Origin of the sequence: Mycobacterium sp. Aquia_213 (assembly GCF_026625985.1) — a bacterium.
GTDB lineage: Bacteria > Actinomycetota > Actinomycetes > Mycobacteriales > Mycobacteriaceae > Mycobacterium.
Genome location: NZ_CP113116.1, coordinates 4388427 through 4402711, shown reverse-complemented (window position 1 = coordinate 4402711; position 14285 = coordinate 4388427). Strand labels below are relative to the sequence as shown.

The window sequence follows — 14285 nt, the reverse complement described above, 5'->3', positions numbered from 1 at the left end:
GGTGTTCGACCCATGCCTGTTGGGTTCCGGACACGTGACGATCTGAATATCTACGTCGCCGATGACGGCTCGTATCACTTCACGTACTACGAGCGCGGCAAACTAGGTTTCGACCGGGTAGGCAGCCTTGATGACCTTCTCTACTGGTACACGGAAGGCGTGGTGACGAGCCAAGCAGCAAAACGTGTTGGCGACCGCACAGAGCGCTTCAAGTACGAATATCAAGTTTAATGCTGACTGGGCGAAAAGGCGGGTGCGTGAGCTTGCCGCACTTTTCCGTAATGGCCAGCCCGAAGACATTTCATTACTGCCCGACATTGGCGAACCGCTGTAGCACTCACCTCAGTCGCTTTGCCGGTCGGTGCCCAATGTGCCCGCCTCACAGCGACAATCGCCGTGTCGCGAGGCGTGTCGCTCGGAGGTGGGCACAACGACACCTCCTCACGCTAGAGGCCAGTGTGGCTAGTGGGACGACGGCAACCCGACCGATACCGCAGACACCTCATCGGGATTAGCGTCGTGCTTGCGGGCGTTGCCCATCACGACAGAGGGCAGTCCAACGGCGACAGATGAGGGCGACCATGAAGTTCGGAATCGCAACGTTCGTCAACGACGACACTATCGACACGTTGTCGCTGGCACGCGCGATCGAAGAGCGGGGTTTCGCCTCGCTGGTGATTGCGGAGCACACGCACATTCCGGCGAGCCGGGAGTCTCCCTATCCGCTGGGTGGCGAACTGCCGTCGATCTACTATCGGACGCTCGATCCGTTTGTGACGCTGGCCGCGGCGGCCGCGGTGACCTCGTCCATCGAGTTGTTCACCGGGATCGCCTTGCTGATCCAACGCGATCCGATCATCACGGCAAAGGAAGCCGCCAGCATCGACCTGATCTCGGGCGGCCGCTTCGTGTTCGGCGTCGGCGCGGGCTGGAACATCGAAGAGTTGCGCGATCACGGCACGGACCCGAAGACCCGTGGCGCACTGCTCGACGAACGCATCGAGGCCATCAAAGCGCTGTGGACAACCGAACCCGCCGAGTACCACGGCAAGTACGTCAACTTCGACGCTTCCTACCAGCGCCCCAAGCCGGTTCAGAAACCGCACCCGCCGATCTTCATCGGCGGCGACTCCGACGCCACCGTCAAGCGGGTGATTCGCCACGATGCCGGTTGGATATCCAACCCGTTGCCACTGGAGCGGCTACGCCATCGCATCGATCAGCTGCGTGAGGGCAGCGGACGCGACGTGCCACTGGCAATGTTCGGCACTCCGGCCGACCCCGACTATTGGCGCGCGGCCGAGGGATTGGGTTTCGAACGGCTAGCCCTGCTATTGCCCAGCCGGCCGCTCGACGAATCGCTTCGGTTGCTCGATGAGTATGCCGCAAAGATTGGCAGCTACGGCGGCTAAGGCGTGACGCCTGACCCCAAAATCGTTGGCAGAAAAGCGGTTTCGAATCTGCGCGGCACCACTGAGAAAGCTCAGGCCGGTATTACTCGACGTGCGGCACGGGCCAAGCGGGACGGTGTGAACTGCCAGATTTCGGCGTCCTCGCTGTCCCACGCATACGCCGGCGTGTTACCGGCTAACAGGTCGCGAAGCCCCGGGCGGCCCAGCTCGTCCGAGGACCACTCGTAGAGGCGACCCCACCTGGGCTGGATGACTCCGACGTCGAGCAGGTGGCCGAAGCCATGCTCGAGCGCGATGTACGTTTCCGCGTCATCGCCGAGCGGATAGCGGTCCGGGAGGATGCGCGAAAGCGACAAGAAGATCCCGGTCATGCCCAAGCGGGGGTCGCCGAGGGGGCGCCCAAACGGGGCGAGCCAGCCCAGGGCCAGGCGCGGCGCGGCCACCAGGGCATGGGCGTAGAGCACCCGGATGAGGACGACGTTGATGAAGAACCGTTCCACCCGCGTTTCCTGACGGGCCAGTGCCTCGTTGGCCAAATAGGCCGCGGCGATCGAGGCGTTGTGCGCGCGGTACCAGTTGCGTGCGGTTGGTTGCCGGATGAAGTCGAGGTGAGTGCCGACCGCGGGCGAAGTGGGCTCGCCCGGATGCCCGAACGCGAAAGCCCGGGCCTCGGCCGTGTCGCGCAACAGGGTCTCGTTCACAGCTCGCCACCACGGGCTGCCCGGGCACGCGTCGTCCTGGGGGTTGAGCAGCCCACGACGCAGCTGCCATCCCATGAACGCCGATGCCGCGCGCCGGTAGGGCAGGTAGCCCCGATCCACACCATGCGGGACCTCGTAGAGTCGGCGCAGCAGCGCCAGCCGCGCCGCCGGGTCGCTGCGGGCGGCGGCAACCAGCGAATCCGCGTGTTCGGCAGCCGAAACGCGCGACGCACTTGCATCGTCAAAGGGCATGTCCATACGCCTCCGCCGGCACCGTCAACCATCCGACTATATGTGCGCGGCGACCAGCCCCGCGCGACTCAAGCCTCCCGGTCGGGCGCCCATCTGGGCAGGCGCACGTCCGTTCTGTGCGCCGAACGCGCCGCGGCCAATGTCGCCGCGCGCTCGCCGTTGACGGCGGTCAGCGGCGGAGGCTGGCCCTTTCGCAGCGTCGCGATCAACTCGCGGTACGGGCCGATGACATAGACGGTGTCGCCGGCTTTGAGCAGGGCGTCGCGGCGGGGTCGCAGCCGAATCGGCCCTTCCGGTCGAGTGATCGCGATGACCCGCGTCTGGGTGGACAAATCCACCATTCGCAGACCATCGAGCTCGCTGCCCGCCGCCACGAGCATTCCGCCGACCATGAAGGAGCGCTGCCCAACCCAAAACGTGCCCAGCACCTGCAGGCCCATCGCCGCGCCGATGAACCACGGGGCCGCCAGGTCGACGATCGACCGCACGTTTTCGAAACCGAACCGTCGATTCACCGCGGTGCCCAGCGCACGGCCTTGAACACGCATGACGATCGGCACCTTGGTATCGGATCCCAGGATCTCCAGCAAGACGATCCCGGTCTCGATGTTTTCCATGTCGTCCTGAGTCACCACCGCCACTCCGCGGGCGCGATCGACGCGGGCCGATTCCAGCGTCTGGCGCATCGCCGAGTCACCGAAAATCACCGGAACGTCGAGTTCGGCAACGGTCGACAGAAAGCGGTTGTTCACGTTCGGTTCGATGACAAGGACGTCGTATCCGGCGGCCGTCAGATCGCTGACGACGCGGACGCCAATGGAGCCCAGGCCGATCACGACGATGTGGTCGCGCATGTGACGTGCCCGGCGCAGCCCGGCCGTCTGGACGAAGCGCCGGGACAGCATCAGGTCGGCGAGAAATGCGACCAGGATGGCGGTGACGATCGCGCCGCCGAACATCAACCCGACATTGAACAGCCGCAGGAAAACGGACTCCTGGCCGAAATTGAATTCGCCGTAGCCCACGGTCGTGATGGTCTCGGAGGCGAAGTAGAGAGCATCGATCCACGACATCTGCTGGTGCTGATAGGTGAAGTGCTCCACGGCGGTAGAGCCGATCGTGAGGAACAGCGCGAAGGCCAACGACGGAAAAAGCAGCGGGTTCACGTCGTCGCGCATCGCGCGCGCGGCATCGATGGCGCGCCGCACCCGGGAGTGACGCGAGCGCGTCGCGGTCGCGGGAGGCACCGCGATCCCGCGGGCTTCCAATTCGTCTTTGACGCCGATCATCGAGGTCCAGTCGCCGGCATAGACCTGCAGATCCCGCCCGGGACATGGCACCACCTCGCCGGGGGCGGGTGAGTTCTTGCCGTGAACCACCGCCACCGGGGCCAGGTCGGCGTAGATCTCGCGGAGCGTCGCGTCGTGGGGCGCCTCGGATCCCCAGACGACGAATTCGATACCGGCCGTGTCGAACTGGTGCGCGTTACGCGACAGCACTGCCTCGACGAGGGATGGTGCCGCGAGGTCGGCGACGTCCAAGATCGCGCCGGGGCCGTTGACGGCGGTCACCGCTTCACGCAGCACGTCGTTGGCCAGACGTGCCACCACGCGGACATTCGGGCTGTATTCTCTTGCCAACAAGGCAATTTCGAGATTGACGGCGTCATTGGGTCCAGCGCAGACGACGGCGCGCGCGCGATGTACCCCGGCACCCAGAAGATCGGCTGCGGTGTTGATCTTGATGATCCGCGCGCCCGCGCCGCGTAGTTCTTCGGCGATCGTCTTCGACAGCGGGTCGTCGCCGCTGACGATTATTTCGCGATGGAATTGAAAGATCTCGCCCATTCTGCGCTGTCGTTCTGTCCGCCTCCGCTGACACCAGCGTCCGCTGGCTCATATGACTATCGGCTACAACGCCGAAACACGCCACCTGAAGGAGCCGGGCGAAAGAAGTCAACGGCGATGTCCCACAAGTCTTTTTGAGGTGCAACAGGTTCGACTTGGGTTTGTCACGCGGACGAAATAGTTGAGGCGTAGAAAGCGCTGTCGCGCCACTACACAAAGGAGCAGTCCTTGTCCGAAACGACGCCCGACGACATCTTCAAACTCGCCAAGGATGAGCACGTTGAGTACGTCGACGTCCGCTTCTGTGACCTGCCAGGCACCATGCAGCACTTCACAATTCCGATCTACGCCTTCGACGAGAACGTCTTCGAGGAAGGCTTGGCGTTCGACGGCTCCTCGATTCGCGGGTTCCAGTCGATCCACGAGTCGGACATGCTGTTGCTTCCCGACCCGGAAACCGCGACCATCGACGCGTTCCGTGCCCGCAAGACGCTCAACGTCAACTTCTTCGTGCACGACCCTTTCACTCTCGAGGTCTACTCGCGCGACCCCCGCAATGTCGCCCGCAAGGCGGAGAACTACTTGATCAGCTCCGGCATCGCCGACACCGCGTACTTCGGCCCGGAGGCCGAGTTCTACATCTTCGACTCGGTGAGCTTCGACTCACGCACCAACGGCTCGTTCTACAAGGTGGACGCGACATCCGGCTGGTGGAATACCGGAGAAGCGACCGAGGCCGACGGCAGCCCGAACCTCGGCTACAAGGTCCGTCCCAAGGGTGGGTATTTCCCGGTTGCCCCCACCGACCATTACGTCGACCTGCGCGATGAGATTCTCACCCATCTGACCAACGCCGGCTTTCTTCTGGAGAAAGGACACCACGAGGTGGGCAGTGGTGGACAGGCCGAGATCAACTACAAGTTCAACACATTGCTGCACGCGGCTGACGATCTACAGATGTTCAAGTACATCGTCAAGCAAACCGCTTGGCAGGCAGGCAAAACCGTGACGTTCATGCCCAAGCCGCTATTCGGTGACAACGGCTCGGGCATGCACTGCCACCAGTCGCTGTGGAAAGAGGGCAGCTCCTTGATGTACGACGAAACCGGATACGCCGGGCTGTCGGACACCGCGAGGCACTACATCGGTGGCCTGCTATACCACGCGCCGTCGCTGCTGGCCTTCACGAATCCGACGGTGAACTCCTATAAACGGCTCGTCCCGGGCTACGAGGCCCCGATCAACCTGGTCTATAGCCAGCGCAACCGCTCGGCGTGTGTGCGTATCCCGATCACCGGCACCAACCCGAAGACCAAGCGGCTGGAGTTCCGTTCTCCCGACTCGTCGGGCAACCCGTACCTCTCGTTCGCGGCCCAGTTGATGGCCGGCCTGGACGGCATCAAGAACAAGATCGAGCCACCACCCCCGGTCGACAAGGACCTCTACGAGCTGCCACCCGAGGAGGCCGCGGAGATCCCGCAGGCGCCCACCCAACTGGCGGCGGTGATCGACCGGTTGGAGCAAGACAGCGAATACCTCACCGAGGGAGGAGTTTTCACGCCCGACCTGATCGAGACGTGGATCAGCTTCAAGCGCGACTACGAGCTTGCGCCGTTCAACCTCCGGCCGACGCCCTACGAATTCGAGCTCTACTACGACGTTTAGATCAGGCTCGCACTATGGGTCGCAATTTCCACCACGCGAAGCCGGCGAAGGCGGCGGCCAGCACTCCCAACATGGTCATGTCCAAAAGCCATGCCGGCGCGGTGCGGTGCCAGTGGGGATCGTTCGCGATTCCCACCACGAGGTGCGTCAGGTCCGCCGTCGCCGCGGTGGCCGCGAAGCCCCATCGCCCGGGCGTGAACCAGGCGAGGGTCTCGAACAGCGGGCGATCCGTCACCGGGATGAACCCACCGGCGAGCACTAGCTGCGCCATCAGTGTCATCGCCAGCAGCGCGATGACCTGATCGCTGGTGCCCGCCAACGCCGAAATCGCAAGCCCCGCAACCATCGCCACCACGCATGTTGCCGCCACGTCGACGAAGAGCTCCAACATCGGGCTGCCCAGTACCGCCGCCCTCGACGGCCCCGGCTTCCCGATCCCGGGTGCCGTAACGATCAGAACCAGGATCGCCGACTGCATCATCGCGACCCCGCCGAAAGCCACGATCTTCGCCAGAAGATATGCGGTGGAAGATAATCCGGCCGCTTGCTCGCGACGGAAGATCGCGCGTTCACCGACGAGGTCGCGCGCGGTAAGCGTGATGCCCATCAGGATTGCGGCGAAGCTCGTCAAGGCAATGACGTGCTTCGGCTCAAGCGGCACTGAGCCATCCGCGTGGCCGAGTCCGGCGTGGCCGGCCACGGTCAGCGGCAACAGGCCGACGATGAACGGCAGTACGGCGAGGAAAACGAAATAACCACGGTTGGCGACAAGAAGCCGGACCTGCCGGCGTGCGAGCGTCCATGCCTGGCGCCATCGGCCGGCGCGCGCGGGTTCATCCGGCTGCGCGGGCTGATCGCAGATGACCGCCGTGAGTTCGGCGTGCGATCCGACGTCTTCGGTGAAGCGCCGTCGAACGCCGTCGGGATCGGCGCAGACGATGCTGAAGATGTCGGCCCAGTCGTTGGCCCCGATGGCCGAACCGATCTCGTGCGGACGACCGCAGAATGCCGTCCTGCCGCCGGGTGCCAGCAGCAATACCTGGTCGCACACATCAAGGAAGGTCAACGAATGCGTCACCACCACAATCACGCGACCCGCGTTGGCCAGCCGGCGCAGCATCGTCATGACGGCGCGGTCCAGTGCGGGATCCAGCCCCGTCGTGGGCTCGTCGAGCACCAGTAGCGAGGGACGTGTCAACAGCTCCAAGGCAATTGACACACGCTTGCGCTGCCCGCCCGACAACTTTTCGATGCGGGTCGCGGTGTGAGGTGTCAGCTCGAGTTCCTCGAGTACCGACGCGATCACCTGACGGCGATCGCAGGCGGCGGTGTCGGCGGGCATCCGCAGTTCCGCGGCGAACTCCAGTGCCTGCCTGACGGTGAGCCGAGGGTGCACCACGTCGTCTTGGGGCACCATCCCGATCCGGTTGTGCAGCGACGCTCGTGTGGTGTGGAGGTCGCGCCCGTCCAATGCCACCGCGCCACTGGTCGGACGTGCGGCTCCGGTGATCACTCTGGCGAGCGTGGACTTACCCGCACCCGAAGGGCCGATCACCGCAGTCAACGTACCGGGGCGGGCGGTGAACGAAATCCGCTCCAGCGCAACAATATTGCGCTCTAGAGTAAGGCTCACGTCGCGTACGTCCAGTCCGCCGACCGTGGTGGCCGGCGAGATGCGGGAGCTGATCGTGGGAGCCAGAGAACAGGTCATCAGATTCCTCATCCGAGTAGGTAGGCCAATGGGAGAACCAGCAACAACGAGTCGATCCGATCGAGCAGACCGCCGAAGCCCGGCAGCCAGCAGCCGGCGTCCTTGACCTGGGCCTGTCGCTTCAGCATGGACTCCAGCAGGTCGCCGAAAAGGCCACCGAGGGAGACGGCGACGAGCAGTCCGATCGAAATAGTGCCCAACAGTGTGAGGATGACGAACGCGCCGATGATCGCCCCGACCATCCCGCCGACCGTCTTGTTGGGGCTCAATGGGGACAACGGCCGACGCGCCCAAGCCATGCGGCGCAACCCCTTTCCGCCACACCAGGCGGCGACGTCAGTGGCCGCCACGGCAAAGCAGAGTAAATACGCGTCCGGCCACACCATGACGAGGTGTGCAAGCGACCAGCAGATCCACACCGATCCGAACCCGGCGAAAGCCGTGCGCTTGGCGCCGTGCTCGACGTCGCCGCCGAGCACCGAGGGCACCGCACACAGCAGCACGACGACGGGAGCGAGCTGCAACAGCGACGGACGCAACCAGGCGGCGATCGGGTAGAGCACCGCCAGCGTGACCAGCACGCAGGTATCCAGTCGGCGCAGCCTTACCAATCGCGCGTATTCGGCCACCGCGACAACGGCCAGTCCTGCCGCCAGCGCGGCGGTGGTGCCGTGGCCGATCCACACCGGAAGGCCGACCGCAGGCGCGATCAGCGCCCAGGTGCGCCACTTCTGGATCAACTCCCGCTTGCGGGAGACCAGAACGACGATGCCGGCCAGGGCCAGGATCGCCACCGTGACCCACAGCAGAAACACGGCCCGCGAGTAGAGGTGGATGTGCAGCGGACCCAAGTCGACGTTGAGCGGCATCCGCCGATCGCGGTGCACGAACGAGAGGTAGTGCTCGATGATCGTCATCTCAGGACGCGAGGGCATAGCGGTCGGCGACGTCGGCCCCGGACTCCGCATGCAGGGCCAGCACGCGTGCCCGCAGCTGCGGGGCCGACGTGGTATGCGGGTCGAGGGGCGCGCCGATGTGCACGTGCATCGGGGCGGGGGAGTAGCGGCCGTCCTTGGGCAGCACGTCGGCGGTGCCCGCGATCGCGACGGGAACGATCGGCACGCCGCAATCGCGCGCCAGTCGCAGTGCACCGGACCGGAACTCCCCGATGGTGCCGTCGGTCGACCGGGTCCCCTCGGGGTAGATGACGACGGCGCGCCCGGCCTTCAGCGCGGGGCCGGCCGCTGCGAGCAGCTCGGCGTAGTTGCCGTCACCGGATCGCCGCACCGGCAGGACGCCGATCAGTGAGGTGGCGATGACGCGCCGCGCGGGCACGGCGAACCAGTAGTCGGCCGCCGCCCCGATCACCGGACGAGCTGCCGGCGAAAGCGCCGCCAGCAGCACCGCGGAGTCGGCATGCGAGCTGTGATTGGCCACCACGACGCAACCACCCGCCGCGCGCCAGCGTCCGGTCACGGTCAGTCCACCCGAGGCGGCGCACACGGTCCGCCAGAGCCAGTGCCGAAGCACGCTCGGCATCCGGGTCGCGGTCATGCCGCCACTCCGGTGAGGGGTTGCGTGACGAAGTTCAGCGGCTGGGTGATCGTGTTGATCGGCTGCGTGACCGCATCGATGTGCTCCACCAACACCACGTGCTGAGGTCGTTGGGCCTTGACCTCGCGGTGTGCCGCACGCAGTCGCAGCGCCGTGGTGATGAGTGAACCGTTCACCAGCTGCGCCAGCAGGATGGGCATGATGACCGGAAAGGCCGTGCCCAGCACCACGAATAGGCAACGCTCGGTCTTGCCCAGCGGGCCGCCGTTGCGGCGCGTTGCGCCTGCAGCCGCCGCGGCCAGCGACGCGAACGTGGGAAGCGTCGCGGCAAGTGCGGCGACCAGCACCTGGAACACCAGCCAAGACAGCCAATTCAGTCCTGGGCCGTGCTGCCGGGCCGCCCACACAGCTAGGCCGCCGAACGCGAACAGATCCGCCGTGCGGTCGCCGATCTCGTTGACGACGAAACCCCACGGCCGGCTCACGCCGCGGGCGCGGGCCACCGCGCCGTCGAGGTTGGCCCCGGCCAGCCGCAGCACCATGAACAGCGTCGCGAGTGGCCAGCATCCGAACGCGACCGCGACGCCGGCTGCAGCGGCCGCGGTCACGCCCGCAGCGGTGAACACATCCGGCGAGACCCGCCGCGCTACGGCGGCGTCGACGATGGGTGTCAACCGCTTGGTGAACCACGGCTTGAGCGCATAGAGGCTAGTCACGGCGGGGCTCCTTTCGTTGTCCCGATTTGTTGCACATTCGCTGCCTGGGTGGCCTTGCGATTGCGATGAGTACATCGGGCGGCCGCGACTACCGATCCCAAATACGGTCGACGAGACAACGGCGCGAGCCTGTAGGAAGATGAAGCGATGCGAGGGGTTATCGTTTTTGCGAGTTTTGCTGCCGTCATCGCCGTTGCCGCACCGGCACAGGCTGATCCGGGTCCGGATGCGAACTTTCTGACCGAGCTGAAGAACGCCGGCATCACGTATCAGACGCCGGCCGTCGCCATCGGGGTTGGCAGGAGCGAATGCAAACTAATGGATGAAGGCATGCCCGAGACCGAGGTCATCAAGGACCTGGAGGAGAGCAATCCTGCATTCAAGGGGGACAGCCCGGTCGCGTTCACCACGATCGCGGTGAACGCCTACTGCCCCCAACACGCTGGGGAACTGATTACCCAGCCGCCGGCGTCATCGTAGATCCGGTCTGGAATTTCGTGGCCGGCGCTACCTGACGGACTGCGCTTCTCCGGTCGGCCGGGTTCGCAATTCGACTGGTAGGCGTTTGAATCCGTGCAAGGTGACCAGCTCGAGTGGTTCGGGCTGCTCGCGCAGGCTCAGGCTCGGGAATCGCTCGAATAGGGTGCGCAGGGCGATGACGCCCTCGATCCGCGCCAGGGCCGCACCGAGGCAACCGTGGATGCCTGAACCGAACGCCACGTGGTCTCGTGCGTTGGATCGGGTGATGTCGAACCGGCCGGGGTCGCTGAATACGCGTGGGTCGCGGTTGGCGCCGCCCATCAATAGCACGAACATCGAGCCGGCGCGGATGTGCTCCCCGGCGACCTCGGCGTCGCGCCGCGCGGTACGCACCAGCATCTGCACCGGGCTTTCGAATCGCAAAATCTCTTCGACTGCCGCCGGCCACAGCTCCGGATCGTCGCGCAAGAGAGCTAGCTGGCGGGGATGCTGAAGCAGCAGCACGATTCCATTGCCGATCAGGTTAACTGTCGTCTCGAACCCCGCGCCGACCAGAAGCGCAGCGTTGGCGGCGAATTCGCGATGCGTCAGCTCGCTGCCGGCGGCCACTCGGCTGAACGGATCGTCGCGCGACTCACCGTCACGCGCGCGTTCGATGAATTGGGCGGCGTAGCGGTCGACCTCCCGCAGACGCTCGACGGCGAAGCGAAACGTCTTCCAACTGGTGCCGAAATCCAATAGCGGGGCCAAGCTGTAGCCCCATTCGCGCACCTGCGGGCGCGCATCGACTGGCAAACCCAGGATCTCGGTGATCACGGCGACCGGAAGTTCCGTCGCGAAATCGGCGACCAGGTCGGGCCGGGGATTGCGCTCTAAACCATCGAGCAGTTCCGCCGTGATCTCTTCGACTCGAGCGCCGAGCCTGTCGATGGCCCGTGGCGTGAAGCTCTGCGCAAACAAGCGCCGATAACGCGTGTGATCCGGGGGATTCGACATCACCATCGCCGGACGCTCCACCGGGTTGGGCAGGCCCGGATCGGTTCGTTCCAGCAATGCTGGAAAAGGCTGCGGGATAGGCGCATTCACGATGTTGGTCACCCCAAACCGATCGTCGCGCAACACCATCCGGCAGATTTCGTGGTCGGCGCTCACCCACACGAACGGCCGTCGCACCAGGCGGCCCTGTTGCCTGATGTCCTCGACCAGGCGATACATCTCGCTTCCGCGGGCTCGCCCCAGCAGAAACCGCGCCAAGGGTTGTCCGCGGCGAGCCTGCACCGCCAAGAACGCGCGCGGTGCACCGTACCTGGCCATCCAGCGAAACCAGATGCTCGTCCGGATAACGAACCTCCTTGGGCGCGGCAGCAACGTCGTGGCCGGAACATATCACCGGCTCTCGCGTCACGCGCGTACAGGTAATTCATAGGTGCGACACAACCATTGCCCACGCTACGGCAGGACGATGTCACCGGTGGGGGGACAATGAGTTACCAAAGCAATTCGGCGGTGCTTGCGAGGCCACGGCTACGTGGCTGGATCCACGTCTATTGCGCCGTAGCTGCCTTCTTTGCGGGTAGCGCGCTGGTGGCGCTTTCGTGGGCGCTGGAATCCAAGCGGGCCGGGCACTCGACGCTGACATACACCTTGTCGATTGTGGCGATGTTCGCCGTCAGCGCCATTTACCACCGCGTCTACTGGGAGTCGGTGACCGCCAGACAGTGGATGCGACGGCTCGACCACTCGATGATCTTTGTCTTGATCGCCGGCAGCTACACACCGTTCGCCAGGCTGGACATGCCACGCGGGACGGGGTACGTGGTGCTCGCGGTCGTGTGGGGTGGCGCGGCGGCCGGAATTGCGCTGACGCTGTTTTGGCCGTCGGCGCCGCGCTGGCTCGGCGTGGTGCTGTATCTGCTACTGGGCTGGGTTGCGGTCTGGTACAGCCCGTTGATCCTGCATAACGCCGGCGTCGCCGCGACCGTCTTGCTGGCCGTCGGCGGCGCGCTGTACAGCATCGGTGCGGTGTTCTATGGGCTGCGCTGGCCCGACCCGTGGCCGAGGACATTTGGCTATCACGAGTTCTTCCACGCGTGCACCGCGGTCGCGGCGATCTGCCAATACATCGCGATCTGGTTCGCCGTCTTCTAATTGCGATAGCCCACGCGATATCGCATCTCAGAAGTGTTCTAGCCCAACCCTTTCGGTGCCGATGTGGCCGATGTGATCAACGATGGGGTTTACCGGCTCTCGATCCACCGATCCAAGGCCGGCTGCATGTCGGGGCAGAACGTCATAACCGCGGCCCCGATGACAATGCGGGCTTGTCCAGGTGCGTAACCATCGCTGGCCACCCTCGGGACGATAGCGTCGAAGTTTGTCCCGCCGCGCGCCTGGAAGCAGACGTTGTTTGCGATGTCGATCATGCGTCCAGGGTTGTCGTAGGGGACTTGGTACGAGTTCAGGGTGGCCAGGTACGAGGCGACGGAGATGGGGTCGGGGTCGGCGTGCGCGACCGGTGTATGCGACGCCAGCGCGGTGAGTGCCGCTGCGATCGCGGCTGATTTGAGCAGGCTGGTCCATGTCATTGATGGCTCCTCACGCCGGGAAGGCTAGTGCAGCACTCCACACCGCGACAGCGTTTTCGACGACTGCAGCGGCGCTCTAAATCTTGGCGGGTACGTAACTCGTCAAGCCACCGTCGACGACGAACTCCGCTCCCGTGGCGTAGGCGGATTCCTCGCTGATCAGGAACACGACAAAGGTGGAGACCTCGGCCGGCGCGGCGCCCCGGCGCAGCGGAATGGGTTGCATGAACTCCTCGGTGACGCCCTGGCTCAGCGGGGTGTGCACCAGGCCCGGGTGGATGGAGTTGACTCGGATGTTGTGCTGCGCCAATTCCACCGCGGCCGACTTGGTGATGCCGCGCAGCCCGAACTTCGCGGCCACATAGCTATGCAGGTGGGCGCTGCCCGCCAATCCCTCCACCGACGAGATGTTGACGATCGATCCTCCGCCGGCGGCGATCATCGGTTCGATCGCGGCCCGCATCCCCAGGTAAGCGCCGGTGAGGTTGACGTCGAGTACCCGGTGCCAGTCGGACACCGAGGAGCCGCGCAATGAGCCCAGCTTCACGATCCCGGCGTTGTTCACCAGCGCGTCCAGCCGCCCGAATCGCGTCACCGCCGCGTCGATGGCCTGGTCCCACTGATCCGCATCCGCGACGTCAAGATGAACGAAAAGCGCTGATTCCCCGAGCTTTTCGGCGACCGCGTGGCCTTCGTCGTCGAGAACGTCGCCGATTACCACGCGGGCACCCTCTGCCACCAGCGCCTGCGCGTGGGAAGCGCCCATGCCGCGGGCACCGCCGGTAATCAGCACTACCTTGCCCTGAACCCGTCCCGCTCGTCCCATGGCCGGTTACCGTACTCCCGCGGCGGCGCGTAGTTGATCGAGTAGCCGGGCATCGTCGTAGCCGGGAACAAGGTAGTGACATACCGCCAGGCGCACCAGCGTCATCGCCACGACCTCGGGGTCGCGGACCTGTCCGGCCAGCGCGGGCGCGACCAGCTCGACCAATGCCGGTAGTGCTCTTGCCATCTGGTCTAGTACCAGACCCGGCTCGATTTCGATGAGCCCCCGCATCTGGTACGACACATGGAAGCCGACCAGGAACTGCAGCAGGGCCTCGACTTTCTCACTACCGGCTCGGCCCTCGATCGCTCGACCCAAATCCGCACGCAGCAAATGCAATTCGAAGAGACTGAAGGCGGACAGCAGGTCCTCTTTGGACGAGAAGAACTTGTAGAGGGTCGGGCGCGAGATGCCGGCCTGGCCGGCGACATCGGACAAATTCAGCTTGGTGTACCCGTGGCGGCACAGCACCTTGAAGGTGGCCCGCAGGATGCGTTCACGCATCGGGTCCGCTGTGTCGACGCCGTCCACATTTA

The 14285-nt window shown here is 65.0% G+C and carries 14 protein-coding genes and 1 pseudogene; 5 read left to right on the top strand and 10 right to left on the bottom strand.

Features of this window, described 5'->3' with window-relative positions:
• Positions 1–12 precede the first annotated feature (12 nt).
• Together LMQ14_RS20360 and LMQ14_RS20355 are read left to right on the top strand one after the other, a co-directional pair.
• Positions 13–334 (top strand): annotated as a pseudogene (locus tag LMQ14_RS20360) (hypothetical protein).
• Positions 335–581: 247 nt separating this feature from the next.
• Positions 582–1412, top strand: a complete 831-nt coding sequence (locus tag LMQ14_RS20355) for an LLM class F420-dependent oxidoreductase (RefSeq protein WP_267731327.1) — start codon at positions 582–584, stop codon at positions 1410–1412.
• A 71-nt stretch (positions 1413–1483) separates the two neighbouring features.
• On the opposite strand, the gene LMQ14_RS20350 is transcribed toward LMQ14_RS20355, so the two are convergent.
• Positions 1484–2365 carry a hypothetical protein gene (locus LMQ14_RS20350; RefSeq protein WP_267731326.1) on the bottom strand — a complete coding sequence of 294 codons (882 nt, stop codon included), beginning with the start codon at positions 2363–2365 and terminating at the stop codon, positions 1484–1486.
• A 68-nt stretch (positions 2366–2433) separates the two neighbouring features.
• Positions 2434–4212: an NAD-binding protein gene (locus tag LMQ14_RS20345; protein WP_267731325.1), complete on the bottom strand. Its 1779-nt coding sequence runs from the start codon at positions 4210–4212 to the stop codon at positions 2434–2436.
• Positions 4213–4440: 228 nt separating this feature from the next.
• On the opposite strand from LMQ14_RS20345, the gene glnA reads away from it, so the two are divergent.
• Positions 4441–5877 (top strand): type I glutamate--ammonia ligase, encoded by a 1437-nt coding sequence (gene glnA, locus LMQ14_RS20340; protein WP_267731324.1) that lies wholly within the window; start codon positions 4441–4443, stop codon positions 5875–5877.
• Position 5878: 1 nt separating this feature from the next.
• Here the strand turns inward: glnA and LMQ14_RS20335 are convergent, their stop codons facing one another.
• Genes LMQ14_RS20335 through LMQ14_RS20320 form a run of 4 tightly spaced genes read right to left on the bottom strand, consistent with a single transcriptional unit; the run spans position 5879 to position 9858 of the window.
• Positions 5879–7588: an ATP-binding cassette domain-containing protein gene (locus LMQ14_RS20335; protein ID WP_267731323.1), complete on the bottom strand. Its 1710-nt coding sequence runs from the start codon at positions 7586–7588 to the stop codon at positions 5879–5881.
• Between the two features lie 8 nt (positions 7589–7596).
• Positions 7597–8505, bottom strand: a complete 909-nt coding sequence (locus tag LMQ14_RS20330) for a phosphatidate cytidylyltransferase (RefSeq protein ID WP_267731321.1) — start codon at positions 8503–8505, stop codon at positions 7597–7599.
• 1 nt (position 8506) lies between these two features.
• Positions 8507–9142, bottom strand: a complete 636-nt coding sequence (locus tag LMQ14_RS20325) for a lysophospholipid acyltransferase family protein (RefSeq protein WP_267731320.1) — start codon at positions 9140–9142, stop codon at positions 8507–8509.
• Positions 9139–9858 carry a CDP-alcohol phosphatidyltransferase family protein gene (locus LMQ14_RS20320; RefSeq protein WP_267731319.1) on the bottom strand — a complete coding sequence of 240 codons (720 nt, stop codon included), beginning with the start codon at positions 9856–9858 and terminating at the stop codon, positions 9139–9141. Before LMQ14_RS20320 ends, LMQ14_RS20325 begins: the two co-directional genes overlap by 4 nt.
• Positions 9859–10005: 147 nt before the next feature.
• Between LMQ14_RS20320 and LMQ14_RS20315 the strand changes: the two genes are divergently transcribed.
• On the top strand, positions 10006–10338 hold the full coding sequence (locus tag LMQ14_RS20315; protein ID WP_267731318.1) for a DUF732 domain-containing protein: 333 nt from the start codon (positions 10006–10008) through the stop codon (positions 10336–10338).
• A 27-nt stretch (positions 10339–10365) separates the two neighbouring features.
• Here LMQ14_RS20315 and LMQ14_RS20310 read toward each other — a convergent pair whose 3' ends face one another.
• Positions 10366–11652 carry a cytochrome P450 gene (locus LMQ14_RS20310; protein ID WP_267731317.1) on the bottom strand — a complete coding sequence of 429 codons (1287 nt, stop codon included), beginning with the start codon at positions 11650–11652 and terminating at the stop codon, positions 10366–10368.
• A gap of 168 nt (positions 11653–11820) precedes the next feature.
• Here LMQ14_RS20310 and trhA point away from each other — a divergent pair, with 168 nt between their 5' ends.
• Positions 11821–12486 carry a PAQR family membrane homeostasis protein TrhA gene (gene trhA / locus LMQ14_RS20305; protein ID WP_267731315.1) on the top strand — a complete coding sequence of 222 codons (666 nt, stop codon included), beginning with the start codon at positions 11821–11823 and terminating at the stop codon, positions 12484–12486.
• An 89-nt stretch (positions 12487–12575) separates the two neighbouring features.
• Here trhA and LMQ14_RS20300 read toward each other — a convergent pair whose 3' ends face one another.
• The 3 genes from LMQ14_RS20300 to LMQ14_RS20290 all read right to left on the bottom strand — a co-directional run bounded on the left by LMQ14_RS20300 (position 12576) and on the right by LMQ14_RS20290 (position 14280).
• On the bottom strand, positions 12576–12923 hold the full coding sequence (locus LMQ14_RS20300; protein WP_267731313.1) for a DUF732 domain-containing protein: 348 nt from the start codon (positions 12921–12923) through the stop codon (positions 12576–12578).
• Positions 12924–12999: 76 nt separating this feature from the next.
• The gene (locus LMQ14_RS20295) at positions 13000–13749 is read right to left on the bottom strand and encodes a glucose 1-dehydrogenase (protein ID WP_267731312.1); all 750 of its coding nucleotides are present in this window, start codon (positions 13747–13749) and stop codon (positions 13000–13002) included.
• Between the two features lie 6 nt (positions 13750–13755).
• Positions 13756–14280, bottom strand: coding sequence for a TetR/AcrR family transcriptional regulator (locus LMQ14_RS20290; RefSeq protein WP_267731311.1), 525 nt, complete (start codon positions 14278–14280; stop codon positions 13756–13758).
• Between the last annotated feature and the right edge of the window lie 5 nt (positions 14281–14285).

Bases quoted from the DNA above. Each gene is read 5' to 3' on its own strand.
- LMQ14_RS20330 (WP_267731321.1), bottom strand. From the start codon at position 8,505: ATGACGATCATCGAGCACTACCTCTCGTTCGTGCACCGCGATCGGCGG.
- LMQ14_RS20350 (WP_267731326.1), bottom strand. From the start codon at position 2,365: ATGCCCTTTGACGATGCAAGTGCGTCGCGCGTTTCGGCTGCCGAACAC.
- LMQ14_RS20335 (WP_267731323.1), bottom strand. From the start codon at position 7,588: ATGACCTGTTCTCTGGCTCCCACGATCAGCTCCCGCATCTCGCCGGCC.
- LMQ14_RS20315 (WP_267731318.1), top strand. From the start codon at position 10,006: ATGCGAGGGGTTATCGTTTTTGCGAGTTTTGCTGCCGTCATCGCCGTT.
- LMQ14_RS20295 (WP_267731312.1), bottom strand. From the start codon at position 13,749: ATGGGACGAGCGGGACGGGTTCAGGGCAAGGTAGTGCTGATTACCGGC.
- LMQ14_RS20355 (WP_267731327.1), top strand. From the start codon at position 582: ATGAAGTTCGGAATCGCAACGTTCGTCAACGACGACACTATCGACACG.
- LMQ14_RS20310 (WP_267731317.1), bottom strand. From the start codon at position 11,652: ATGGCCAGGTACGGTGCACCGCGCGCGTTCTTGGCGGTGCAGGCTCGC.
- LMQ14_RS20325 (WP_267731320.1), bottom strand. From the start codon at position 9,142: ATGACCGCGACCCGGATGCCGAGCGTGCTTCGGCACTGGCTCTGGCGG.
- LMQ14_RS20300 (WP_267731313.1), bottom strand. From the start codon at position 12,923: ATGACATGGACCAGCCTGCTCAAATCAGCCGCGATCGCAGCGGCACTC.
- LMQ14_RS20345 (WP_267731325.1), bottom strand. From the start codon at position 4,212: ATGGGCGAGATCTTTCAATTCCATCGCGAAATAATCGTCAGCGGCGAC.
- trhA (WP_267731315.1), top strand. From the start codon at position 11,821: ATGAGTTACCAAAGCAATTCGGCGGTGCTTGCGAGGCCACGGCTACGT.